Annotated in this window: 22 protein-coding genes and 3 pseudogenes; 8 read left to right on the top strand and 17 right to left on the bottom strand. The window is 74.3% G+C overall.

The window, feature by feature from the left end; translation table 11 throughout:
• Window positions 1-134 precede the first annotated feature (134 nt).
• Window positions 135-1,055, bottom strand: a complete 921-nt coding sequence (locus ACFYOJ_RS16375) for a dienelactone hydrolase family protein (RefSeq protein ID WP_356557099.1) — start codon at window positions 1,053-1,055, stop codon at window positions 135-137.
• Between the two features lie 295 nt (window positions 1,056-1,350).
• On the opposite strand from ACFYOJ_RS16375, the gene ACFYOJ_RS16370 reads away from it, so the two are divergent.
• Complete coding sequence (locus ACFYOJ_RS16370) at window positions 1,351-2,235, top strand: Gfo/Idh/MocA family oxidoreductase (protein WP_356557098.1); 885 nt, start codon at window positions 1,351-1,353, stop codon at window positions 2,233-2,235.
• Between the two features lie 6 nt (window positions 2,236-2,241).
• On the opposite strand, the gene ACFYOJ_RS16365 is transcribed toward ACFYOJ_RS16370, so the two are convergent.
• The 3 genes from ACFYOJ_RS16365 to ACFYOJ_RS16355 form a co-directional block, all read right to left on the bottom strand.
• Window positions 2,242-2,427, bottom strand: a complete 186-nt coding sequence (locus ACFYOJ_RS16365; protein ID WP_356557123.1) for a hypothetical protein — start codon at window positions 2,425-2,427, stop codon at window positions 2,242-2,244.
• Window positions 2,428-2,530: 103 nt separating this feature from the next.
• Entirely contained in the window at window positions 2,531-2,902 is a 372-nt protein-coding gene (locus tag ACFYOJ_RS16360) for a MerR family transcriptional regulator (protein WP_356557122.1), read from the bottom strand.
• Window positions 2,903-2,928: 26 nt separating this feature from the next.
• Window positions 2,929-3,687, bottom strand: coding sequence for an SDR family oxidoreductase (locus tag ACFYOJ_RS16355; protein ID WP_356557097.1), 759 nt, complete (start codon window positions 3,685-3,687; stop codon window positions 2,929-2,931).
• 54 nt (window positions 3,688-3,741) lie between these two features.
• Between ACFYOJ_RS16355 and ACFYOJ_RS16350 the strand changes: the two are divergent.
• A pseudogene (locus tag ACFYOJ_RS16350) lies at window positions 3,742-4,030 on the top strand (beta-1,3-glucanase family protein); the annotation flags it as partial.
• Between the two features lie 100 nt (window positions 4,031-4,130).
• On the opposite strand, the gene ACFYOJ_RS16345 reads toward ACFYOJ_RS16350, so the two are convergent.
• Window positions 4,131-5,078 carry an RNA polymerase sigma-70 factor gene (locus ACFYOJ_RS16345; protein ID WP_356557096.1) on the bottom strand — a complete coding sequence of 316 codons (948 nt, stop codon included), beginning with the start codon at window positions 5,076-5,078 and terminating at the stop codon, window positions 4,131-4,133.
• A 200-nt stretch (window positions 5,079-5,278) separates the two neighbouring features.
• Here ACFYOJ_RS16345 and ACFYOJ_RS16340 point away from each other — a divergent pair, with 200 nt between their 5' ends.
• Both ACFYOJ_RS16340 and ACFYOJ_RS16335 read left to right on the top strand, forming a co-directional pair.
• Window positions 5,279-6,787, top strand: a complete 1,509-nt coding sequence (locus ACFYOJ_RS16340) for an MFS transporter (RefSeq protein WP_356557095.1) — start codon at window positions 5,279-5,281, stop codon at window positions 6,785-6,787.
• A gap of 100 nt (window positions 6,788-6,887) precedes the next feature.
• Window positions 6,888-7,109 (top strand): hypothetical protein, encoded by a 222-nt coding sequence (locus ACFYOJ_RS16335; protein ID WP_356557094.1) that lies wholly within the window; start codon window positions 6,888-6,890, stop codon window positions 7,107-7,109.
• Window positions 7,110-7,193: 84 nt separating this feature from the next.
• Here the strand turns inward: ACFYOJ_RS16335 and ACFYOJ_RS16330 are convergent, their stop codons facing one another.
• The 4 genes from ACFYOJ_RS16330 to ACFYOJ_RS16315 all read right to left on the bottom strand — a co-directional run bounded on the left by ACFYOJ_RS16330 (window position 7,194) and on the right by ACFYOJ_RS16315 (window position 12,503).
• On the bottom strand, window positions 7,194-7,679 hold the full coding sequence (locus ACFYOJ_RS16330; protein ID WP_356557093.1) for a DUF5709 domain-containing protein: 486 nt from the start codon (window positions 7,677-7,679) through the stop codon (window positions 7,194-7,196).
• A 99-nt stretch (window positions 7,680-7,778) separates the two neighbouring features.
• Complete coding sequence (locus ACFYOJ_RS16325; protein WP_356557092.1) at window positions 7,779-9,257, bottom strand: hypothetical protein; 1,479 nt, start codon at window positions 9,255-9,257, stop codon at window positions 7,779-7,781.
• Between the two features lie 154 nt (window positions 9,258-9,411).
• Window positions 9,412-11,766 carry a glycosyl hydrolase family 65 protein gene (locus ACFYOJ_RS16320; protein WP_356557091.1) on the bottom strand — a complete coding sequence of 785 codons (2,355 nt, stop codon included), beginning with the start codon at window positions 11,764-11,766 and terminating at the stop codon, window positions 9,412-9,414.
• Window positions 11,763-12,503: a beta-phosphoglucomutase family hydrolase gene (locus ACFYOJ_RS16315; protein WP_356557090.1), complete on the bottom strand. Its 741-nt coding sequence runs from the start codon at window positions 12,501-12,503 to the stop codon at window positions 11,763-11,765. The genes ACFYOJ_RS16320 and ACFYOJ_RS16315 overlap by 4 nt, the downstream gene beginning before the upstream one ends.
• A gap of 156 nt (window positions 12,504-12,659) precedes the next feature.
• Between ACFYOJ_RS16315 and ACFYOJ_RS16310 the strand changes: the two genes are divergently transcribed.
• The gene (locus ACFYOJ_RS16310) at window positions 12,660-13,331 is read left to right on the top strand and encodes a nucleoside/nucleotide kinase family protein (protein ID WP_356557089.1); all 672 of its coding nucleotides are present in this window, start codon (window positions 12,660-12,662) and stop codon (window positions 13,329-13,331) included.
• A 414-nt stretch (window positions 13,332-13,745) separates the two neighbouring features.
• Here ACFYOJ_RS16310 and ACFYOJ_RS16305 read toward each other — a convergent pair whose 3' ends face one another.
• Window positions 13,746-13,907 (bottom strand): hypothetical protein, encoded by a 162-nt coding sequence (locus ACFYOJ_RS16305; protein ID WP_356557088.1) that lies wholly within the window; start codon window positions 13,905-13,907, stop codon window positions 13,746-13,748.
• 224 nt (window positions 13,908-14,131) lie between these two features.
• Here ACFYOJ_RS16305 and ACFYOJ_RS16300 point away from each other — a divergent pair.
• Together ACFYOJ_RS16300 and ACFYOJ_RS16295 are read left to right on the top strand one after the other, a co-directional pair.
• A pseudogene (locus tag ACFYOJ_RS16300) lies at window positions 14,132-14,290 on the top strand (ANTAR domain-containing protein); the annotation flags it as partial.
• Between the two features lie 171 nt (window positions 14,291-14,461).
• Window positions 14,462-15,631: pseudogene (locus ACFYOJ_RS16295) on the top strand (PP2C family protein-serine/threonine phosphatase); the annotation flags it as partial.
• 9 nt (window positions 15,632-15,640) lie between these two features.
• On the opposite strand, the gene ACFYOJ_RS16290 reads toward ACFYOJ_RS16295, so the two are convergent.
• Window positions 15,641-16,129, bottom strand: a complete 489-nt coding sequence (locus ACFYOJ_RS16290; protein ID WP_356557086.1) for a flavin reductase family protein — start codon at window positions 16,127-16,129, stop codon at window positions 15,641-15,643.
• 237 nt (window positions 16,130-16,366) lie between these two features.
• On the opposite strand from ACFYOJ_RS16290, the gene ACFYOJ_RS16285 reads away from it, so the two are divergent.
• The gene (locus ACFYOJ_RS16285; RefSeq protein WP_356557085.1) at window positions 16,367-16,780 is read left to right on the top strand and encodes a zinc ribbon domain-containing protein; all 414 of its coding nucleotides are present in this window, start codon (window positions 16,367-16,369) and stop codon (window positions 16,778-16,780) included.
• A gap of 7 nt (window positions 16,781-16,787) precedes the next feature.
• On the opposite strand, the gene ACFYOJ_RS16280 is transcribed toward ACFYOJ_RS16285, so the two are convergent.
• The 6 genes from ACFYOJ_RS16280 to ACFYOJ_RS16255 all read right to left on the bottom strand — a co-directional run bounded on the left by ACFYOJ_RS16280 (window position 16,788) and on the right by ACFYOJ_RS16255 (window position 21,440).
• The gene (locus ACFYOJ_RS16280) at window positions 16,788-17,174 is read right to left on the bottom strand and encodes a PPOX class F420-dependent oxidoreductase (protein WP_356557084.1); all 387 of its coding nucleotides are present in this window, start codon (window positions 17,172-17,174) and stop codon (window positions 16,788-16,790) included.
• Between the two features lie 153 nt (window positions 17,175-17,327).
• Window positions 17,328-17,513 carry a hypothetical protein gene (locus tag ACFYOJ_RS16275; protein WP_356557083.1) on the bottom strand — a complete coding sequence of 62 codons (186 nt, stop codon included), beginning with the start codon at window positions 17,511-17,513 and terminating at the stop codon, window positions 17,328-17,330.
• Window positions 17,514-17,690: 177 nt separating this feature from the next.
• Window positions 17,691-18,386, bottom strand: coding sequence for a L,D-transpeptidase (locus tag ACFYOJ_RS16270; protein ID WP_356557082.1), 696 nt, complete (start codon window positions 18,384-18,386; stop codon window positions 17,691-17,693).
• A 279-nt stretch (window positions 18,387-18,665) separates the two neighbouring features.
• A complete protein-coding gene (locus ACFYOJ_RS16265; protein WP_356557081.1) occupies window positions 18,666-19,580 on the bottom strand; it encodes an SDR family oxidoreductase in 915 nt (304 codons plus the stop codon).
• A gap of 142 nt (window positions 19,581-19,722) precedes the next feature.
• Window positions 19,723-20,352, bottom strand: a complete 630-nt coding sequence (locus tag ACFYOJ_RS16260) for an MBL fold metallo-hydrolase (protein WP_356557080.1) — start codon at window positions 20,350-20,352, stop codon at window positions 19,723-19,725.
• A complete protein-coding gene (locus ACFYOJ_RS16255) occupies window positions 20,352-21,440 on the bottom strand; it encodes an S-(hydroxymethyl)mycothiol dehydrogenase (RefSeq protein WP_356557079.1) in 1,089 nt (362 codons plus the stop codon). The genes ACFYOJ_RS16260 and ACFYOJ_RS16255 overlap by 1 nt, the downstream gene beginning before the upstream one ends.
• Between the last annotated feature and the right edge of the window lie 183 nt (window positions 21,441-21,623).

The raw sequence follows: 21,623 nt of genomic DNA, 5'->3' as shown, positions 1-21,623 counted from the left end.
GCCGGGCCGGAACAGGGTGTGTGCCGCCGCCCAGCGCGCCGGCCGCCGGGCCGTGCCGGGGCACAACGCGCCGGCGGCGGCCGCGCCGTGCGCGCGACCGCCGCCGTCCGTGCAAAGGAGTTGCGGAGGGGGTGTCAGGAGCCGTGCGGGCAGTTGCCCCGGTACTCCTCGATGGTCAGGCTGGGCCGCGGCAGCGGGCAGAGGAACTGCTCGTAGCGGGTGTCGTTGTCGATGAACCGCTTGAGCCAGGAAATGCTGTACTTCGCGATGGTCGTGTTCGACGTGTTCGGTGCGAAGTGGGTGGCGCCGTTCAGCTCCAGGTACGCCCGGTCGGTGGTGGCGGGCAGGCTGGAGTAGAAGGGCTCGGAGTGGGAGGCGACCGGGGCGACGGAGTCGCCGTCGGCCCCCACGATGAGCGTCGGGGTCCTGACCTCCGGCCAGGTCTTGTCCAGGTTCCAGGGCGTGAGGGGGATCGCGGCCTGGAGCGAGGGCCTCGACTTGGCGGCCTCGAGCGCGCCGCCGCCGCCCATCGAGTGCCCCATCACGCCGAGCCGGCTGCTGTCGATCCGGCCGCGCACGGAGCTGCGCTCGGTGAGGTAGTCCAGCGCGGCGAGCAGCTGGCGGCCCCGGGAGTCGGGCTGGTCCATGGTCGTGAGGGTGTCGATGGTGAAGACGACGAAGCCCTGCGAGGCCAGGCGCGGGCCGAGCCAGGCGATGGAGGACTCGTACGCGGTGAAGCCGGGCGAGATCACGACGGCGCCGAACGTGCCGTCGCCGGTGGTGGTCGGGTAGTGGATCGTGCCGCCGCCGAAGCCGGTGACGGCGAGCGAGGAGACGTTGGTGTCCGCCACGGCGTAGGGGCCGCGCAGGGCCTCGATGCTGGAGTTCGTGGGCGCCGGGCCGCGCTCGTACGGGTTGTCGGCGGCGTGGGCGCCCGGGCCGGTGAGGGTGCCGAGCATGACGACGGCGGTGGCGAGTGCCGCCGTGACACCGGCCAGCCGCCGGCGCGTGCCGCTGCCGCGGGAGGCGGCGGGGGTGTGAGGGTGCTGTTGCACGACGAGTCGTCCTCTCTGTCCTGGCGAGCCGCCCGGCCGGTGGTCGCACACGTCCCGGAACGCGTGGGGTCGCGTCCGGCACATCCACCGGAGGGCCTCGCCGATGAGCTGGCGGTGCCACTGTCGACGGGCGGGGCGGCCGTGCGGATCAGCAGAATCACCGGTCTCGTGGGAGGACGGACGGAGGCGGAGGGTGCCGGGCCCGCGGACTTGCCGGGGTGCCCGGCGCGTGTGACAGGCTCGGTGGTGCCCGCGTGCCGGCCGGCGCCGGGTTCACCGTGGGAGAGGCGGCGGCATGCGCATCGGACTGCTCGGTACGGGCCCCTGGGCCAAGAGGACGCACGCGCCGGCCCTGAGCCTGCACGACGGCGTGGACTTCGCCGGTGTGTGGGGGCGCCGGCCGGACGCCGCCGGGGAACTGGCGGAGCGGTACGGCACCCGGGCCTACGACGACGTGGACGCCCTGCTCGCCGACGTGGACGCCGTCGCGGTGGCGCTGCCGCCGGACGTCCAGGCCGGGTTCGCGGTGCGGGCGGCACGGGCCGGGTGCCACCTGCTGCTGGACAAGCCGCTCGCGGCGACGGTGGAGCAGGGGCGGGCGGTGGCCGAGGCCGCGCGGGAGGCCGGAGTGGCCTCCGTGGTGTTCTTCACGCTCCGGTTCCGGCCCGAGACGCAGGCGTGGATCGCCGAGCAGGCGGACGCGGGCGGCTGGTTCACGGCGCGGGCGCAGTGGCTCGCCGCGGTGTTCACCGGCGACAGCCCGTACGCGCACTCGCCGTGGCGGCGGGAGAAGGGCGCCCTGTGGGACGTGGGCCCGCACGCCCTGTCCGTCCTGCTGCCGGTCCTCGGGGACGTACGGCGGGTGGCGGCGGCCGTGCCCGGCCCCGGGGACACCGTGCACCTGGTTCTCGGCCACGCGGGCGGGGCGTCCAGCACGCTCACGCTGAGCCTGACGGCACCGCCGGCCGCGGCGGGCGCCGCGGTGGAGCTGCGGGGCACGGCCGGTGTGGCCCAGCTGCCGCAGGCCTCCGAGGGCCCGGTGCCCGCACTGCAGCGAGCCGTGGACGCCCTCCTGGCCGCCGCACGCACCGGAAACCCGCACCCGTGCGACGCCGCCTTCGGACTCAGGGTCACCGAGATCCTGGCCGGAGCCGAGTCCCTGCTGGGCGACGCACGCTGAGACCGGTCAGCCGCCGCCGTCCCGCTCGGCCAAGGCGAGTTCGCGGGCGAACAGGTCCTGGAGGGCGGCATACGCGGCCCCTGGGGCGAACCGGCCCGAGAGCCAGGGGAAGTCCGCGTCGTCGACGACGATCCCGCCGGCCTCCGCTCCCGTCACGTCCCGCACGCGCCAGACCCCACGCTCGAACCCCACGCCGCTCCCCGCCCCTTCCGCCGACCTCGCTACGGGCAGCGTGCCACCCGGCACCGGGCGGCGGAGCGACGCGGCATCGCCCGGAGGACGGCAGGGCGGCGGGTCAGGCCGCCGGCCGGATGCGGTCCGCCGTCCGTTCCCGGAGTGCGGCCGCGAGCCTGTCGCGGACCTCGGTCTGGGCGGCGATGCGTTCCTCGAGGACCGCCAGCCGTTCCCGCGCCACCCGCAGGCCCTTGTCCGAGGGCGGGCCCGCGGTCACGTCGCCGTCCAGGCACGGCAGGAACACCCGTACGTCGTCCAGGGTGAGCCCGACAGCCAGCAGGCTGCGGATGTTGCGGACCCGTACCACGGCCTTCTCGTCGTAGACGCGGTAACCGTTGTGCTCCCGCTCGGAGGAGATCAGCCCGGCCTGCTCGTAGTGCCGCAGGGCACGAGCGGTCGTCCCGGTCTCCCTGGCCAGTTCCCCTATGCGCACCAGCCCCACCTCCCGGAGCATCCTTATCACGCCACGACCGCCCCGCCGTCGACGGGAAGAACAACCCCGGTGACGAACGACGCGGCGGGAGCGGCGAGTCGGGTGATCGCCCAGGCCACCTCCTCGGGCCGGCCGATCCGGCCCAACGGTGTGTGCGCCAGCTGCCACTGCCGCACCGCGGCCACCCGCTCCGGTGACAGGCCCTGGTGCTCGCCGATGGGTGTGTCGATCGCGCCCGGGGCGACGGCCACCACCCGGACTCCGCGCGGGGCCAGTTCGACCGCCCAACTGCGTGTCAGCAGTTCGAGGGCGGCCTTGGTGGCGGCGTAGACCGAGTTGCCCGGCCAGGCGCGCTGTCCCACCGACGTACTGACGTTGACGATCACCCCGCCCGCCGTCTCCAGGTACGGCAGCGCGGCCTGGGTCAGCAGGACGGGGACGACGAGGTTCGTGGCGAGCTGGGCGGTGATCTGCTCCGTGTCCAGTGCGCCGAGGCCGGCGCCGCGCACGATGGCGGCGTTGTTGACCAGCACGTCCAGCCGGCCGTGCCGTTCCACCACCGCGCGGACGATCCGCTCGGGCTCGCCCTCGGCGGTGATGTCGGCCGTCAGGGGTGTGATCCGGTCGTGGGCGGACGCCGTCTCCTCGAGCGGGTGGTGCCGGCGGCCGACGGCGACGACGTGGGCTCCTTCGGCGGCGAAGGCCCGGGCGGTCGCCCGGCCGATGCCGGTGCCGGCCCCGGTGACGACGACGGTCCTGCTGCTCCGCGGTGCGGTGGTCTCCATGCCGCAGATCGTGCAACCCTGCCGCCGGCGGCAGGGTCAACCCGTCGGGCCCCCGGTCAGCGGGCGGCCGTCTTCGAGGCGGTGCGACGGGTGCCGGAGTTCGCCGCGCCGGCTGTGGACGACCGCCGCGTGATCGCTCCCGGGCACGGCCTGGACGCCGGGCTGTTCCCCGGGGACTGCCTCGCCCCGTACATCGACGAGGTGTGGAGCACGTACACCGGCCGCGACCTCACGGTCACCACCGGCGCGGGCACGTTCACGGGCCGGGTGCGCGGCGACCGGCCGAGCTTCGACGGGCCCGCCCGGGTGTCCTTTCGCCAAGCCGTCCGCCCGGGACGTCCTGTCAGGACACCGCCCCGACCGGGATCCGGCTGACGCTCACCGCGTTCCAGCGGGCCGCCGCGAGCGGCACCGTGCCGCCGGTGCGCACCGGCGGTACGGCCTCAGCGGCTCACGGTGGTCACCCGTCCCATGTGCGACAGCTTCTCGGGGTTGCGCACGTGGTAGGCGCCGGTGACACGGCCGCCCTCGACCCGTACCGCCATCACTCCGTCGATCTCGCCGTCGACCCGGACCAGCAGGCCCGGACCGCCGTTGACCTGCACCACCTCGACCGACCTCGTGGCCTCGCGCCGCCACCAGCCGGCCGCCAGCAGGCGGGCCACCCTGTCGGCACCCACGACGGGCCGGGGCAGGGCGTGCTTGATCCCGCCGCCGTCGCTGAGGGCGACGACGTCCGGTGCCAGGATGTCGATCAGGCTCTGCAGGTCGCCGGTTTCGACCGCGCGCTGGAACGCCTCCAGCGCGGCGCGGATCTCGGCCGGGGTGACGGCGCCGCGCGGCCGGCGGGCCGCGACGTGGGAGCGCGCCCGGTAGGCGGTCTGGCGCACCGCCGCCGGGGTCTTGTCGACGGCTTCGGCGATCTCGCCGTAGTCCAGGCCGAACACGTCGCGCAGCACGAAGACCGCCCGTTCGACCGGCGCGAGTGTCTCCAGCACCAGCAGCATCGCCATCGACACGCTGTCGGCCAGTTCGACGTCCTCGGCCACGTCAGGCGTGGTCAGCAGCGGCTCGGGCAGCCAGGGGCCGATGTAGGTCTCCTTGCGCCGGCCGAGCGCGCGCAGCCGGTCCAGCGCCTGCCGGGCGACGATCCGCACCAGGTAGGAGCGCTGCTCCCGGACGGTGGCCAGGTCGACGCGGACCCAGCGCAGCCAGGTCTCCTGCAGGACGTCCTCGGCGTCGGCGGCCGATCCGAGCATCTCGTAGGCGACGGTGAACAGCAGGTTCCGGTGGGTGACGAAGACCCGGGTCGCCGCGTCCACGGTGTTCGCCCGGCGGGGACCGCCGGGCCGCCCGGCCGTGTCCGCCGCGAATTCGCTCTGCTGGTCCATACCTGGCTCCCGCCTGTCCGGCCTCGGTCCTGTCACACCCACCGGACGCCGCCGCCCGCCGCCCTGTGACATCCGCGGCGCGTGACCCGCCTCACACATCCCGTGCTGTTACGGCTCCCGGGTCGCCAGCGTCCTGTGGCCGTCGGGAGGCCGCGCCGACGAGCCGCGCGGCACGCGGGACCACGAGTGAGGACGAAGTCATGCCGACCACGAAGGAGCAGGCCGCGGGGGACGACCCGCGCCGTTGGGCAGCGCTGTTCTTCATCGCGCTGGCCCAGCTCATGATCGTCCTGGACGGGACGGTCGTGAACATCGCGCTGCCGTCGCTCCAGCGGGACCTGGGGATCTCCGACGGCGACCGGCAGTGGGTCGTCACCGCGTACACGCTCGCCTTCGGCAGCCTGCTGCTGCTCGGCGGCCGGATCGCCGACGTCGCGGGCCGCAGGCGGACCTTTCTGACCGGTCTGCTCGGCTTCGCCGGCGCGTCGGCGCTCGGTGGCGCGGCGGACGGTTTCGGGACGCTGCTGAGCGCCCGTGCCCTGCAGGGCGGTTTCGCCGCACTGCTCGGGCCCTCCGCACTGTCGTTGCTGACGGTGACGTTCACCCGGCCCGGGGAGCGTGCCAGGGCGTTCGGGATCTGGGGCGCCGTCACCGCCGTCGGCGGCGCGATCGGGCTGCTGGCTGGCGGGGCGCTGACCGCCTACCTGGACTGGCGCTGGTGCCTGTACGTCAGTGTTCCGATCGCCCTGGTCGCGCTGGCCGGCGGCCGGGTACTGCTGACCGAGTCCCGGAGCGGGGCGAGGGCCCGGTTCGACCTCCCCGGCGTGCTGCTGGTGACCACCGGACTGGTCGCGGTCGTGTACGGCACGAGCCGGGCGGAGTCCGACGGCTGGGACTCGGCGAGCGTCCTGGGGCCGCTGGCCGCGGGCGCCGTGCTGCTGGCCGCGTTCGCTCTCGTCGAGAGCCGGGTCTCCCAGCCGCTGCTGCCGCCCCGGCTGGTCGCCGACCGGACCCGCGGCGGCGCCTATCTGAGCGTCGGGCTGGCCATGGTCGGCATGTTCGGGGCCTTCCTCTTCATGACCTACTACCTGCAGGTCGTCAAGGGTTACTCGCCGATGAGGACAGGCGTGGCCTTCCTCCCCATGACCGTCGCCGTGCTCGTGTCGGCCGGCGGTGTCGCCACCCGGCTGCTGCCCAGGGTCCCCCCACGGGCGCTGATCGTGCCGGGCATGTCACTGCTCGCCTCCGGCATGCTGTGGCTGCGCACCATGGAGACCGGCACCTCCTACGCCGAGGGCGTGCTGGTCTCCGGGCTCCTGCTCGGCCTCGGGGCGGGCATGATCATGCCGGTGGCCTTCGACTGCGCCACCCACGGTGTCGACCGGCGCGACGCGGGCGTCGCCTCGGCCGGCGTCAACACCGCGCAGCAGATCAGCAGCTCGGTGGGGACCGCGCTGCTCAACACCATCGCCGCCGGCGCGACCGCGGACCACCTGGCCTCGCACGCCTCGCGGGGCCCGGGTCCGGCGGCGGCCCGGGAGGCGATGCTGGAGGGGTTCGTGACGGCCGGCACCTGGGCCGCGGGGATCCTGCTGGCAGGCGCGCTGGTCGTCGCCGTCCTGATGAACACCCCGCGTCCCGGGCGGCGGGGCGCCGCCGCGGACGCCGGGGACGTACGGGACACGGGCCCGGCGCCCGCTCACCGCTGATGTGTGGTGCACTCCGGCATTGAATGGTGTTATCGGGATAGTCGGGACCGATAGCGTCGCATCGGCGCCGACGCAGCGAACCGGACCGAGGAGCAGTGACATGTCGACGACAGAGCCCGATCCCTCCCGCCCGTCCGCAGTCCGTGCGGACGAGGACCGCATCACCCCGGACGACCGGCTCCACGCCCGTACCGGCACCGAGGTGTCCCCCGAGGACATCGTTCTCGCGGCCGGCCGGGACCTCACCCCGAAGAACCTCGACTGGGCCAGGAACAAGCTGGCCGAGGAGGGCCCCGCCGCCCTCGACAAACTGCTGCCCTGAGCGAACCGCACAACGAGTACGACCGAGTACGAGGGGGTCCCCCGGCCGGACGGCCGGGGGACCCCCTCGTACTCGGTCGGCCCGCTATCTGCCGTCGCCGTCCGGCAGTGCCGTGTCGTCCTCCACGACGTGCACGGCGGCCTCCTCGGCGCCGGCCGCGCCCCCGTCGATGCCGACGTCCTCGGCCACGGCCTCCTTCGTCGTGTCGGTGTGCGCGCCCTCGTCGGGGGCGACCAGGCGGCCGGAGCGGCCGGTGCCCGCCTCGGGGTCGACCGGTTCGCCCTCGCCGCCGGGCTGGTCGCCCACCCCGTCGCCGGCGGGCTGCGACACGTCGGGGACCTCCTGCGCCAGCCGTTCGTCGAGGGTCTCGCCGTCGTGCTGCTCCGCGGCCGTCGTGCCGTGCTTGGTCACACCGAGGGGCTTCTCCGGCGGGGAGTAGCCCTCGTCGAGCATGTCGTCGTAGTCCCGCTCGTCGACGGCGTCCTGGAGGTCGAGGGGCGCGGCGTCCTCCTGCTCCTCGTTGGTTCCGGTGGGCTGGTAGGCGTCGTCGGCCATCGGGTCCGTGCCCATCGCTGCCTCCCTCTCGCGCTGCGGCGGCTCGGTGTTCTGCGTGGTTCTGCGTGCCCGGTTCGCGTTTCCCGTCACGCGATCTTTAACCGTTCCCGGCTGTCACCCCGGTGGCGCGATCCGGACGCTCAGGTCGCCGATGCGGTGCGAGGGCCAGGTGCGGGCGTACGCGGGCGGGGTGCCGCCCGGCCCGGTGACGGCGGCCACGGGGATCCGGCGGGCGGTGTCCAGAATCTCGGCGGGGGTGGTGTTCTCGTTGTTGCCGCTGACCGCGCCGGAGGAGCAGCCGGTGTAGTAGCCGATCGGGATGGCCTCGTGGCCGGTGAGCAGGCAGGGCGGGCGGACGCCGAGGCGGTGCAGGGCGTCCGCGGTGCGGGCCCAGTCCTCGCGGCTCTCGGCGGTGCGGTCCACCAGGTACACGAGGACGACGAGCTGCACCGCGAGGTGTCCGGCCAGGGCGAGGGCGACCAGCGGGGCGCCCACCGGCCGCCACCGGCCGCGGGGGGTGCGGGCCAGGTGCCACAGCGCGTCGGCGACGGGGACGGCCAGCAGGGCGTAGGCGGGCTGCAGGAAGCGGGGCGCCGCGTATCCGATCATGAACAGGTACGGCAGGGCGGCGGTGGCGGCGCAGGCGAGCGGGACGAGCGTACGGGCGGTGCGCCGGGCCCGGACCGCGACGGCCAGGGCGAGGAGGGCGAGGACCGGCAGCAGGAGCCACCACAGGGTGACGGGCGGGGGCGGGATCGATCCGGTGCACGGGCGGCACAGCGCGCGTCCGCCCAGGCTGCGCAGCTGGTCGTCGACGGCGAACTGCAGGCCGAGGCCGCCCTGGACGCGGGAGGCCTCCGCCAGCCGCTCACCGAGGCCGCCGTACCAGGCGTACGCCTCGATCACCCACTCCACTCCCCCGGCCGCGAGGCCGCCCGCGAGGGCGAGCAGCAACCGCAGGTGCCGGCGCGCCAGGGCGAGGAGCAGCAGGGGCAGGGTCACCCAGACGGCGTCGGTGGGCCGCATCCACGCCATGAGGGCGGCGCCGGCCACCACGCCCCACAGCACCGCCCGGCCCGCCCCGTCCCGCCGGGCCCGCAGGAAGCAGCCGACGCAGACCAGCGCGCCGACGGCGACCCAGTAGTTGGGCATGGCCTGCGGGCCGTAGAAGAGGGTCACCCACAGGCCGGCGAAGAGGGCGCCGCCGGTGGCCAGGACGCGGACCGGGAACAGGCCCCGCCAGGCCCGCATCCCCAGGTACAGGCCGGCCCCGGAGAGCACGGCGAGGTAGACGCGCAGCAGTCCGGTGGACGACGACCAGGAGGCGACGGGCGCCACCAGCAGGGAGACCCCGCGGGAGCGCGGGGCGCTGAAGAAGGCGGCCGGGTGGTGGGTGGTGACCTGGCTGACGTAGACGATCTCGTCCCAGCCGAGGCCGAGGCCGGGGCGTACGAGGAGCAGCTGGGCGAGGGTGAAGACGGCGGCCACCGCGGCGAGCGGCAGGTCGCCGCGGAGGCGGCCGGGGGCACCCGGCGTGTCCGCCGCCCGGCGTCGCCGTCCGCCGGTGAGCAGGGCGGTCGCGCCGTCGGCCATCGTGCACTCCTCATCCCCGCCGTCCGCGGGGCCGCTCGAGATCCCACCTCCCGCCGCCGTCGGCGGGAGCCCGGCAACCCGGGGCCGGGGCCAACCTAACCCGCGCGTCACCCGCGCGCAGGCGATCCGCCGACCGCTGGGCGCCGGGCTGCGGTCAGCGGTCGTTCGGGCGGCGGTGCGGGGGCTGCTCGGGGGTGGGGCGCCGCGTGGCCTCGGGGACGGCGCGGGTGACCGGACCGCTGCCGTCGAGGAGCACCGGGCTCCCGTGGTGGTGGATGGTGAGCGGCGCTCCGCTCAGCAGGGTGTACGTCGCCTTGCCTGCGTCGATGTCCACGCTCAGGCACCGGCCGCGGAACTGGAGCCGGAAGGCGAGCCGGCTGAACTTCTCGGGCAGCCGCGGTGAGAAGCGCAGGCTGTCGCCCTCGCGGCGGGTGCCGCCGAAGCCGGCGACGAGCGCCATCCAGGTTCCGGCGAGGGAGGCGATGTGCAGGCCGTCGCGGGTGTTGTGCTCCAGGTCGGCCAGGTCCATCAGGGCGGCCTCGGCGGCGTAGTCGTAGGCCAGGCGCAGATGGCCGGTCTGGGCGGCGACGACGGCCTGGCAGCACGCCGACAGGGAGGAGTCGCGCACGGTCAGCGGCTCGTAGTAGGCGAAGTTGCGGGCGATCTGGTCCTCGTCGCAGTGCGCGTCGAACCAGCTGCCGCAGGTGTACATGGCGAGGACCAGGTCGGACTGTTTGACGACCTGCTTGCGGTACAGGTCGAAGTAGGGGAAGTGCAGCATCAGCGGGTACTGGTCCGCGCCGGTGTGCGCGAAGTCCCAGCGCTGGTGGCGGGTGAAGCCGGCGTCCTGCTCGTGCACGCGCAGCTCTTCGTTGTACGGGATGTGCACGGCCTCGGCGGCGTCGCGCCAGGCGGCGCTCTCCTCCTCGTCGACGCCGAGCCGGGAGGCCAGGTCGGGGTGGCGTTCGCAGGCGTCGGCGGCGTTGAGGAGGTTCGAGCGCGCCATGAGGTTGGTGTACACGTTGTCGTCGGCGATGGCGCTGTACTCGTCGGGGCCGGTGACGCCGTCGATGTGGAAGACGCCGTGGTGGTCGTGGTGGCCGAGGGAGCGCCACAGCCGGGCGGTCTCCACGAGGAGTTCCAGGCCGGTGTCGCGTTCGAAGCCGGTGTCGCCGGTGGCCGCCACGTAGCGCACCACCGCGTGCGCGATGTCGGCGCCCACGTGGAAGGCGGCGGTGCCGGCCGGCCAGTACGCGGAGCCCTCCGAGCCGTCGATGGTCCGCCAGGGGAACGCGGCCCCGCGCAGCCCGAGCTGGGCGGCGCGGTCCTTGGCCGCGGGCAGGGTGGCCTGACGCCAGCGCAGCGCCTCGGCGACGGCCTTGGGTTCGGTGTAGGTGAGCACGGGCAGCACGAACATCTCGGTGTCCCAGAAGGCGTGCCCGTCGTATCCGGAACCGGTCAGTCCCTTGGCCGGGATCGCCCGCTGCTCGGCGCGCGCGCCGGCCTGCAGGACGTGGAACAGGGCGAAGCGGACGGCCTGCTGGATCTCCTCGTCGCCGTGCACCTCGACGTCCGCGTGGGCCCAGAAGTCGTCGAGGTAGGCGCGCTGTTCGGCGACCAGTCCGTCCCAGCCGCTCTGTGCGGCGGCGGCCAGCGCCGCCTCGACCTGGTCGCTCATGGCGGGCCGGGAGCGGGCGCTGGACCAGCCGTGGGCGACCGTCTTCTGCACGCGCAGCCGCTGGCCCGGTTCCAGGACGGAGGTGATCGTCAGCCGGGCCACGTCGACGTTGCTCTCGCTGTCGGTGGTGGTGTGGTCGGGGCCGTCGACGACGTGGTCGGCGGCCACGGCGACCCGCAGGCCGCTGCGCCGGGTGCGGTGGACCAGGCGCAGGCGGGGGCCGAGCGCGAGGTCCTCCTCCGGTTCGAGCGGGGACTTGAGCGCCTTGGCGGTGCGCGGGTCGCCGTCGGGGTCGGGCAGGCTCTCGTTGGTGACGAGTTCGGACTGGATGACCACGCGGGTGCGGCTGTCGACGGGTTCCACCTCGTACTCGACGGCGGCGATGGCCCGTTGGGTGAGGGAGACCAGCCGGGTGGAGCGCACCCGGACGGTGGTGCCGGCCGGCGAGGTCCACTCGCAGACCCGTTCCAGGACGCCGCGGCGCAGGTCGAGGGTGCGTTCGTGCTTGACGAGGCGTCCGTAGCGCAGGTCGAAGGGCTCGTCGTCGACGAGCAGGCGCAGCAGTTTGCCGTTGGTGACGTTGATGACGGTCTGTCCGGACTCGGGGTAGCCGTAGCCGGCCTCGGCGTAGGGCAGCGGGTGGAGTTCGTAGACGCCGTTGAGGTAGCTGCCGGGCAGTCCGTGCGGTTCTCCCTCGTCGAGGTTGCCGCGCCAGCCGACGTGCCCGTTGGACAGGGCGAAGACGGACTCGCTCTGGGCGAGGAGGTCGAGGTTGAGCTCGGTCTCGCGCACCGACCAGGGCTCGACGGTGTAGGTGCGGTTGGTGATCACGCGTGACCCCCGAGCTCGGCGAGGTCCTTGACGACGCGGTCGGCGCCGTGGGCGTACAGGGCGTCGGTCTGGCCGACGCGGTCGACGCCGACGACGTAGCCGAAGTGCCCGGAGCGGCCGGCGTCCATGCCGGCGAGGGCGTCCTCGAAGACGGCGGCGCGGGCGGGTTCGACGCCGAGGTCGCGGGCGGCGGCCAGGAAGGTGTCGGGGCGTGGTTTGCCCGGCAGTTCCCGTTCGCGCGCCACGACGCCGTCGATCCGTACGTCGAACAGGTGCTCGGCGCCGATGGAGCGCAGCACGTCCACGGTGTTGGCGCTGGAGGAGACGATCGCGGTGGCGAGTCCGGCCGCGCGCACCGCGCCGATGTAGCGCAGGGTGCCGTCGTAGGCCTCGACGCCCTCGGTGCGGATCTTCTCCAGGACCAGCTCGTTCTTGCGGTTGCCGACCCCGTTGACGGTCTGTGCGTCGGGCGGGTCGTCGGGGTCGCCCTCGGGCAGTTCGATGCCGCGCGAGGCGAGGAAGGTGCGCACGCCGTCGGCGCGGGGGCGGCCGTCGACGTACTCGTCGTAGTCGGAGTCGGTGAAGGGGCGGAAGTCCGCGCCGTCCCGCTCGCGCAGGAAGGCGTCGAAGGTCTCCTTCCAGGCGGCGGCGTGCACCACCGCCGTCCGGGTGACGACCCCGTCGAGGTCGAAGAGGCAGGCCTGGATGTCGTCGGGAAGTCCGAGCTGCGTCGTCATACCCGTCACCGTTCCCCGCCGGGGCGCGTCCCATCGGGTGGTGCGTCCCACAGGGCGACGGGGCGGCCCTGTGACATGTGCCGGGGCCGTCCGGGCGCGGCCGGCGGGGCGGGGGCCGTCCGGGTGACGGTCCGCCTGGCTGGCACACTCTGCGGTGTGCCGCTGACCTTCGACGACCTCCTCGCCCGGGCCCGTTCGCTCCCACGGGACGGACGGCGCGCGATCCTCGGCATCGCCGGGAGCCCCGGCGCCGGAAAGACGACGCTCGCCGAGGCGCTGGTGCGGGAGCTGAACGGGACCGGCGGCGCATGGGCCGCGCACGTCCCCATGGACGGCTTCCACCTCGCCGACGCCGAACTGGACCGGCTCGGCCGCCGCGGCCGCAAGGGCGCTCCGGACACCTTCGACGCGGCCGGGTACGCGGCGCTGCTGCGCCGTCTGCGCGAGGAGGAGGCGGAGGGCGGCGACACGGTGTACGCGCCCGGTTTCGAACGGGTGCTGGAGCAGCCGATCGCCGGGGCCGTCCCGGTACCGCCGTCGGCCCGGCTGGTCGTGACGGAGGGCAACTACCTGCTGCTGGGCACGGGTGCCTGGGCGCGGGTGCGGTCCCTGCTCGACGAGGTCTGGTTCTGCGAGGTGCCCGAGGAGGAGCGGGTCCGGCGGCTGGTCGCCCGGCACGAGGAGTTCGGCAAGTCCCCCGGGGAAGCGCGGGCCTGGGTGCTCGGCACCGACCAGCGCAACGCCGGTCTGGTGGCGGCGACCCGAGGCCGCGCCGACCTCGTCGTGCCGGCGGGCGCGCTGCCCGGCCCGGATCGCCGGACGGTGTGATCCACCGCGCCGGCGCCCCCCCCGGGGGGGGCGAGCCGCCCCTCGTACCGGCCGCGGCGCTGTGCCGGTGCGTGTCACCGGGCGCATGCGGCCGTCGTGACGGCGCTCCGGGACGGCCCCGCCGTGCCGGCCGGAGCGGCGCTGTCCGGAACGGGGACCGCCGGGTGGTGCGGGCCACGACGGTACGGCGCCGGGCACCGGGTGCGCGTCGCGTGCCGCGCCGGCGGACGCTCCCCGGGTGGTGCCCTGTCCGCGGCGGGATGCGCGGAACCCGCGCCGCTCCTCACGCCGTGCCCGTCGGCGGTCGCCGTACGCGGGACCGGACGGGCGCGGTGCCGTGGGGAGACGGCACGGGGAGCGGCCGCGGCGGCTCTGTCCCGGATGTGCGCGCCGGCGCGCGACGCCGCGGTGCGGTCATTCCTCGTCGTAGTCGTCGGGGCGTACGTGTGCCTCCTCCAGCGCTTCCCGCATGGTCCGGCCGGTGCCGCCGGGCGGGCGGGGCGCGTTCTCCTCCCGCTGTCCGAGAACGTCGTCGGTCGTGTCGGTCTTCGGCCGGTTCTCTTCCGGGACGGTCATGACGGGCTCCTCGTCGAGGGTTCGGGTCCTTGCGTGCGGCGGGTTCCCGCACAGCACGGGGCTACCCCCCTGCGGACGGCACACGGGTCAGGGCCGGCCGGAGAATCGCATACCGACGAGCGGGTCATCACCCCCGGTCCGTGTGCCATGCTCGACGAGTGACGAGCGAGCACGCCACACCGGGGGATTCCGGCGCCGCGCCCGGCCCGGCCGCCCCCGGCCGGATGGCCGCCGCACAGCGTGCCGGGGCGGGCCGGCCGCGCGGTCCGGCCACGGCGTCCGCCGTCGTGGAGCAGGCGAAGGGCGCCGTGATGGCCCTCACCGGATGCTCCGCCGAGGCCGCGCACGAGACGCTGGCCCGGCGGGCGGAGGCCGGGCGGCGCACGCTGCTCGACGAGTGCCGGATCACGCTCGACGCCCTGGCGTCACCGCCCGGCGCGGCGCGCCGCTCCGTCTCCTCCCCCGCGCCCGGGCCCGTTCCGGCCGGTCTCCGCGGCGTCCTCGCCCCGCCCGCCGAGGACCGCCCCGGGAGCGCCGGGTCCGCCGGGACGGACCCCTCCGGCCGGCGGGAGCGGCGGCTGGCCGATCTGCAGCGGCTGGGCGACCTGGGCTGGGCGGACTGGAACCTGGTGACCGGCGAGGCCTCCTGGTCCGGCCAGGTCTTCGCCATCCTCGGACGGGATCCGGCACACGGCCCCGTCCGCCTCACCGGCCTGTCCGGCCTCGCGCTGCCCGACGACGCGCCCCCGCTGGCCCGGGCCGTACGGGCGCTGACGCGCGAGGGACGGCCGTGCGACGTCCCGTTCCGTACGCGGACGTCCGGCGGGGTCCGGCATCTGCGGATCGTGGCCGAGGCCGTGACGGACAGCGGCGGCACACCCGTGGAGGTGCACGGCTTCGTCCAGGACCTGACCGCCCGGCGGCGGGCGGAGCTGGCGCTGGTGGAGAGCGAGCGGGCGATGCTGACCCAGCACGACGTGCTGCTGGCCGAGCGGACCCTGGCCTCCCGGCTGCAGGACGCGCTGCTGCCCCTGCCCCGTGGGTTCGTGCGGCCGGCCGGGCTGCGCGTCGAGGTCGCCTATCTGCCCGCGCAGGCGGGTGTGCAGGTCGGCGGTGACTGGTTCAGCGCCATAGACCTGCCCGGCGGGGACGCCCTGTTCGTCGTCGGCGACGTCGCCGGTCACGGGGTGGACGCGGTCGCCACGATGGCCCAGCTGCGGTTCACCGCGAAGGGCATGGTGGTCACGGGCTCGTCGCCGACCGACGCCCTCACCCGCCTCAACGCGCTGCTGCTGCACTCCCGCGGGGCCCACGGCACCGCGAGCATGGTCCTGGCCCGTTACTCGCCCGGCCGGCGGCGGCTGGTCTGGGCCCAGGCCGGGCATCTGCCCCCGCTGCTGCTGCGCGGCGGTGAGGCGCGCTTCCTGGACCGGCCGAAGGGCGTCCTCCTCGGGGCGACCACCACGCCGGTGTTCGCGGAGGCGGAGTGCGCCCTCGAGCCGGGCGACCGTCTCCTCCTGTACACGGACGGCCTGGTCGAGCGGCCCCCCGACAGCATCGACCGGGGTCTGGAACGGCTCGCGCGCGCCGCGGCGGCCGGCGGGGCCGGCGCCTCGGGCACCCTGGAGCCGCTGCTGACCGCGCTGCTCCCGGGGGACGAGCTGCGCGACGACGTCTGCGTCCTCGACATACGGGTGCCGGACGGTCCGGTGCGACGGCCGTAGCCGGGCGGGTCAGTCCGCCGGGTGGCCCGCGTCGATGGTGCGGGCGTCGCCGAGCCGCAGCAGGGGTCCGCCGGACGACTCGCGCCCGCCCCACTCCACCGGGTCGAGGACGTGTCCCACGTGGTCGCCGCCGGGCACCCGTGCCACGACCCGGCCGACGAACCACGCCTCGGCGTCCTCCAGCAGGACCGCGCCGCCGTACCCGAGGCGCCAGCGGACCCGCGCGAACTTGTCCGCCCGGTCACCGGTCAGCCCGCCGAACACCTCGGCCGTCCCGTACCGGTCGCGGGCGAGCAGGTGGACGGCGAGGTACTCGGCGTCGCGGGCCACCCGGAAGGTCCGGTTGGCCTCGGACAGCCACACGACGAACCGCACGGGTTCCAGCGAGCACTGGGAGGCGAACCCGACGAGACAGCCCGCCCGTTCGCCGCCCGCGGAGGCGGTCACCACGCACATGTCCGGGTCGAGTCTGCCGAGAAACACGTCCATGCCGGCCATGCTAGGCGGGCCCGGTACGGGACACCGGTGCGGCGGGTCCCGCGGGGACCCGGGAGGACGGCCGGGGGCGGACGACGCCCGCAAGGGAACCACATCAAAGGGCACCCAGTGCCTTTACGAGTGACACTGCGTGCCATAACCTGTCCGGCGTGCACGGTGGCACGGTCGCCGCGCACACGCGTGCCCGGGCGACCGCGTACGCGTGATTCCGGCCCGAGTGCAGGGAGTTGAACCAGCGTGTACCACCCCTCAGGAAGCGTCGCCCGGCAGACGGCCGGCTCCGCGACGGGCGTGCTCGACCCCGGGGCCCCGGAGACCGAGGTCATCCATTTCCAGCGCTGCACCTGGTGCGGCACCTCCATGTACCACCGGCTGCTGTGTCCGGTGTGCCGCGGCAGCGACCTGCGGACGGAACGCAGCGAGGGCACCGGGACGGTCCGCCACACCACGGTGGTGCACCGCAACACCCCGGCCGCGCGCAACGTGTCCCTGATCGAGATGGCCGAGGGCTTCGTGGTGCGCGGCCGGGTCATGGGCCCGCTCATCGGCATCCACAGCGGTGACCGGGTGCGGCTGTCCACGGCGAAGGATCCCGTACGCGGCGAGCCCGTCTTCCAGTTGGTCGACGAACCGTACCGGGCCTGGACCTGACGGGGACTCAGGGGTCGAGGGTGATCCGCATCCCCACGGTTCCGTCCAGGCCGCGGCGCAGCCGGCTGCCGAGGAGCGTGAGCCGTCCGACGACGCCGTACTTGCGGGCGATCAGTGCGCGGTAGCGGCCCGCGGTGGCCGGGTCGACGATCTCGGCGGTCGCGGGGACCTGCCCGCCGGTCGGATTGCCGCGCAGGTCGCAGGGGCCGACCAGGACGTCGGCGCGCCTGCGGACGCGCTTGACCTTCCACGAGTCGGCGGCCGTCCACACCCCGAGCGTGTCCCCGTCCCGCACCACCCACACGGGGGTGGGCACGGGTGTGCCGTCCTTGCGGTAGCTGGTGACCAGAAGGTACTTGCCGGCCCCGAGCCGGGCCACTGACGCCTCGTCCATGGCCCGGCAGTCTAGGGCCTGCCGGGGCGATCGGGGCGTCCCGTTCCGGACGGGATCACGCCGCGAGGAGGGCGACGGGAGAGTGACACCCGTCACTGTGCGGATGCCGTACGGCGGGAGGCTTCCGAGGCGCCGGGGAGACCCGGGCGTCGCTCAGGCGGCGTTCGCCGACTCCGGGGCCGCGGCGGCCCACTCCATGACGAGCCGCTGGTACTCCTCGCGCTGCTCGACGCTCAGTGTCCCGCCCGACCGGAGCCACAGGGCCCGGATCTCCTCGTTGACCTCGTCAGCCGATCGCTCGGAAGAAGGTTCAACACTGGTGGACATGGTGTGAAGCATACGGCGCCGGACGTGAAGACGAGGTGAGTAATCGCCAGCTAAACGGACATATCAGACCGTGTTACTGGTCACGTCGATCGCCTCATCTGTCAAGGGCCGTCGGCGAGTTCGTTCGCCCCGTGTGTGTTCTGCCGCACACGGGACGCACGTTCGCCGACGGCCCTCGCCGCCCGGCCGTCAGGTGCCGGGCTTGCGGCCGTAGACGTACACGTCGTCGCCCTTCCGCAGCAGCGACCAGTACTTCCTGGCGTCGGTCCTCGTCATGTTGACGCAGCCGTGCGAGCCCGGCGGGTTCCACATGCTGACGCCGGCCGAGTGGAAGGCCTGGCCGCCGTCGAAGAACTGGCTGTAGGGCATCGGCACGTCGTAGAGGGTCGAGTGGTGGTCGATGTTCCGCCAGTAGACCTTCTTGAGGCCGGTGCGGGTCTCGTGGCCGTCGCGGCCGGTACGGACCGGCACGGGACCGTACACGAGCTTCCTGCCGTCCTGGATCCAGCTCAGCTGGAGGGTCAGGTCCACGCAGGCGATGCGGCCCTTGTTCACGGGGCACTTGCCCGCCCGGTTCGGGTTCTTCCCTACGGCCCGCTGCTTCTGCATGAGGTCCATCACACCCCAGGTGACGGGACCGGCGTAGCCGGCGTTCGGGGTGATGCCGTGCTCGGTCTGGAAGGCCCGGATCGCCTTGCAGTCGGCGGCGGACTGCCTGCCGTCCGCCGGGCGGCCGAGGAACTTCTCGACCTTCTTCTGGTACGGGCCCGTCTTCGTGGTGCAGCTCGCCGCCTGCGCCGGAGCGGCACCGAGCGCGAGTGCGAGCGGTGCCACCAGTGCGGTGAGTGCGAGTGCGACGGCGCCCCGTCTGCGTGTGTCCCCCATGGCCGGTCAGCCTTTCGCGTCGAAGCGGTGGAGCGGGCGGCCGCCTCCCCTGGTGCGGCCTCCCGTCGTTCCAGACCACCGCCCGGCGTCTCCGGTTGCCCCCGGCGCCACGTCGCGACGCAATCGTGACGAATGACACCGGACACCGACGGTCCGCGCTCGTGACCGGCGCTCCGCGGCCGGCGGGACGCCCCTGTGCCGCTCCTGCCCGCGTCCGCCGGGTCCGCCGCGTCCGCCGCGTCCGCAGGGGAACGCTCCCGCCCGGGCCGCTGCCGCCGGTCAGCGGTAACCGGTGACGTCGGCCGGCTTGTCCGCGTCCTGGACCTCGACGAGGTAGCGCCAGGCGTCGGGACGGCTGCCGTCGAGGTCGGTGAAGCCGTACTCCTGCGCGAGCCCGCCGCTGGACAGCGACCGGCCGTTGAAGCGCGCCACGGCCGGGTCGGCGGCCAGCGCGGTGACGGCCCGGCCGACGTAGCGGGGGGACTCGGAGATGGCGAAGTGGGGGACGCGGTCGAGGGCGTCGCGCCAGTTGTCCTCCCGCACGCCGAAGTGGTCGAGCATGATCTCCGAGCGCATCCAGCCGGGCGTCAGGGCGACGGCCGTCGCGCCGCGCGGACCGAGCTCGTGGCCGAGGGCGAAGGCCATGCGCAGGACGGACGCCTTGGCGAGGTCGTAGAAGAAGGAGACCCGGTAGTGGTCCCGGTTGTAGTCGGCGGTGCCGTCGGTGACCTCGACCACCAGACCGCCGGGGCGGCGCAGCAGCAGGGGCAGCGCGTGGTGGCTGGTGATCGCGTGGGTCTCGACGGCGAGCCGCAGCAGCCGCAGCCCTTTGTCGAGGTCGTGCTCCCAGACGGGGCTGTCCCATTCGAAGAGGTTCTCGCCGCCCCAGATGTCGTTGACCAGGATGTCCAGGCGGGCCTGTTCCCGGGCGATGCGGTCGACGAGCGCGGCCACCTCGTCCGGCTCCAGGTGGTCGGTGGGGACGGCGATGCCCCGGCCACCGGCCTCGGTGACCAGGTCGGCGGTGTCCTCGAGGGTCTCGGGGCGGTCGTACTCGGAGCGCCGGGCGCGGGTGGTGCGGCCGGTGACGTAGACGGTGGCGCCGGCCGCGCCGAGTTCGACGGCGATGCCGCGTCCGGCGCCCCGTGTCGCCCCGGCGACCAGTGCGACCCTGCCTTGGAGTGCCTTTGCCATGTCCGGCTCCCGTTCCCTCTCGCCATGTACCCGTCGCGCGCTGCGCTCGGGCGATGTCGTGATCGAGACTGCCCGGGATGCCGGACATCTTCTGTCACCTTTTCCGCGTGTCTCCCAGCTTCACCGCGTCACCGGCCGGTCGTCAGTGGCCGCGTTCGATCCATTCCCGCAGGTGCGGGGCCTCGGCGCCGATCGTGGTCGGGTCGCCGTGACCGGTGCGGACCTCGGTCTCGGGCGGGAGCACGAGCAGCCGGTCGCGGATGGAGTCGATGATGGCCGGGAAGCTGGAGTAGGAGCGCCCGGTGGCGCCCGGCCCGCCCTGGAACAGGGTGTCGCCGGTGAAGACGGTGCCGAGCCCCGGGTCGTACAGGCAGACGGCGCCGGGCGCGTGGCCCGGGGTGTGCAGGACCGTGAGGTCGGCGCCCGCCGCCTCGATGACCTGGCCGTCGGTCAGCCAGGCGTCCGGTTCCCGGTCGGGATGGGTCTGCCGCCACAGGACCAGGTCGTCGCGGTGCAGCCAGATGGTGGCACCGGTGCGCTCGGCGAGGGCCGGCGCGGCGTTCACGTGGTCGTTGTGGGCGTGGGTGCACACGATGGCCGTCAGACGGCGGTCCCCGACGGCCTTCAGGATGGCGTCGGCGTCGTGGGCGGCGTCGATGACGACGACCTCGTGGTCGTCGCCGACGAGCCAGACGTTGTTGTCGACGTCCCAGGTGCCGCCGTCGAGGCTGAACGTGCCGGAGGTGACGAGGCGTTCGATGCGGGCGGTCATCACAGCACCACCACCGAGCGCAGGACGTCGCCGTGGTGCATGCGCTCGAAGGCCTTCTCGACCTCGTCGAGCCGGATGGTCTCGGTGACGAACTTGCCGAGGTCCAGGCGGCCCTGGAGGTGGAGGTCGACGAGCATCGGGAAGTCGCGGGAGGGCAGGCAGTCGCCGTACCAGGAGGACTTCAGCGAACCGCCGCGGCCGAAGACGTCCAGCAGCGGCAGTTCCAGCTTCATCTCGGGCGTGGGCACGCCGACGAGGACGACCGTGCCGGCCAGGTCGCGGGCGTAGAAGGCCTGCCGGTACGTCTCGGGGCGGCCGACCGCCTCGATGACGACGTCGGCGCCGAAGCCGCCGGTCAGCTCGCGGATCGCCTCGACGGGGTCGCTCTCGCGGGAGTTGACGGTGTGGGTGGCGCCCATGGAGCGGGCGGTCTGCAGCTTGCGGTCGTCGATGTCGACGGCGATGATCTTCGCCGCCCCGGCCAGGTGGGAGCCGGCGATCGCCGCGTCGCCGACGCCGCCGCAGCCGATGACGGCGACGGTGTCGCCGCGGCCGACGTTGCCGGTGTTGATGGCGGCGCCGATGCCGGCCATCACGCCGCAGCCCAGCAGTCCGGCGACCTCGGCGGAGACGGCCGGGTCGACCTTGGTGCACTGTCCGGCGGCGACCAGGGTCTTCTCGGCGAAGGCGCCGATGCCGAGGGCCGGGGAGAGTTCCTGGCCGGTGGAGGCGAGGGTCATCTTCTGCTCGGCGTTGTGGGTGTCGAAGCAGTACCAGGGGCGTCCGCGCAGACAGGCGCGGCACTTGCCGCACACCGCACGCCAGTTGAGGATCACGAAGTCGCCGGGGGCGACGTCGGTGACACCGTCGCCGACGGACTCCACGACGCCGGCGGCCTCGTGGCCGAGGAGGAAGGGGAAGTCGTCGCTGATGCCGCCCTGCTTGTAGTGCAGGTCGGTGTGGCACACGCCGCAGGCCTGGATCTTGACCACGGCCTCGCCCGGTCCCGGGTCGGGCACGATGATCGTCTCGATGCGCACCGGCTCGTCCTTGCCCGGTGCGATCACGCCGCGCACTTCCTGCGCCATGGTTCTGACTCCTTCTTCGGCCACTCGTGGTTCGCCCCCGACCCTACGCGCAACCGATCGGCCGGGGGCAGGTGGCGGGGCGTTTCGCGCGGCACCGGGTGGGCGGAGGGGCGCGGCACCGCGGCCCTGTCCTCGGCGGGCACGGCGCCGGCGGCGACCGAGTCGAGCACCCGCATCGGGCTG

It is taken from the genome of Streptomyces sp. NPDC006384, from assembly GCF_042870695.1.
Taxonomy (GTDB): Bacteria; Actinomycetota; Actinomycetes; order Streptomycetales; family Streptomycetaceae; genus Streptomyces.
Note: the sequence above shows the minus strand (reverse complement) of the source record. Positions and strands in the feature narration are given on the sequence as shown.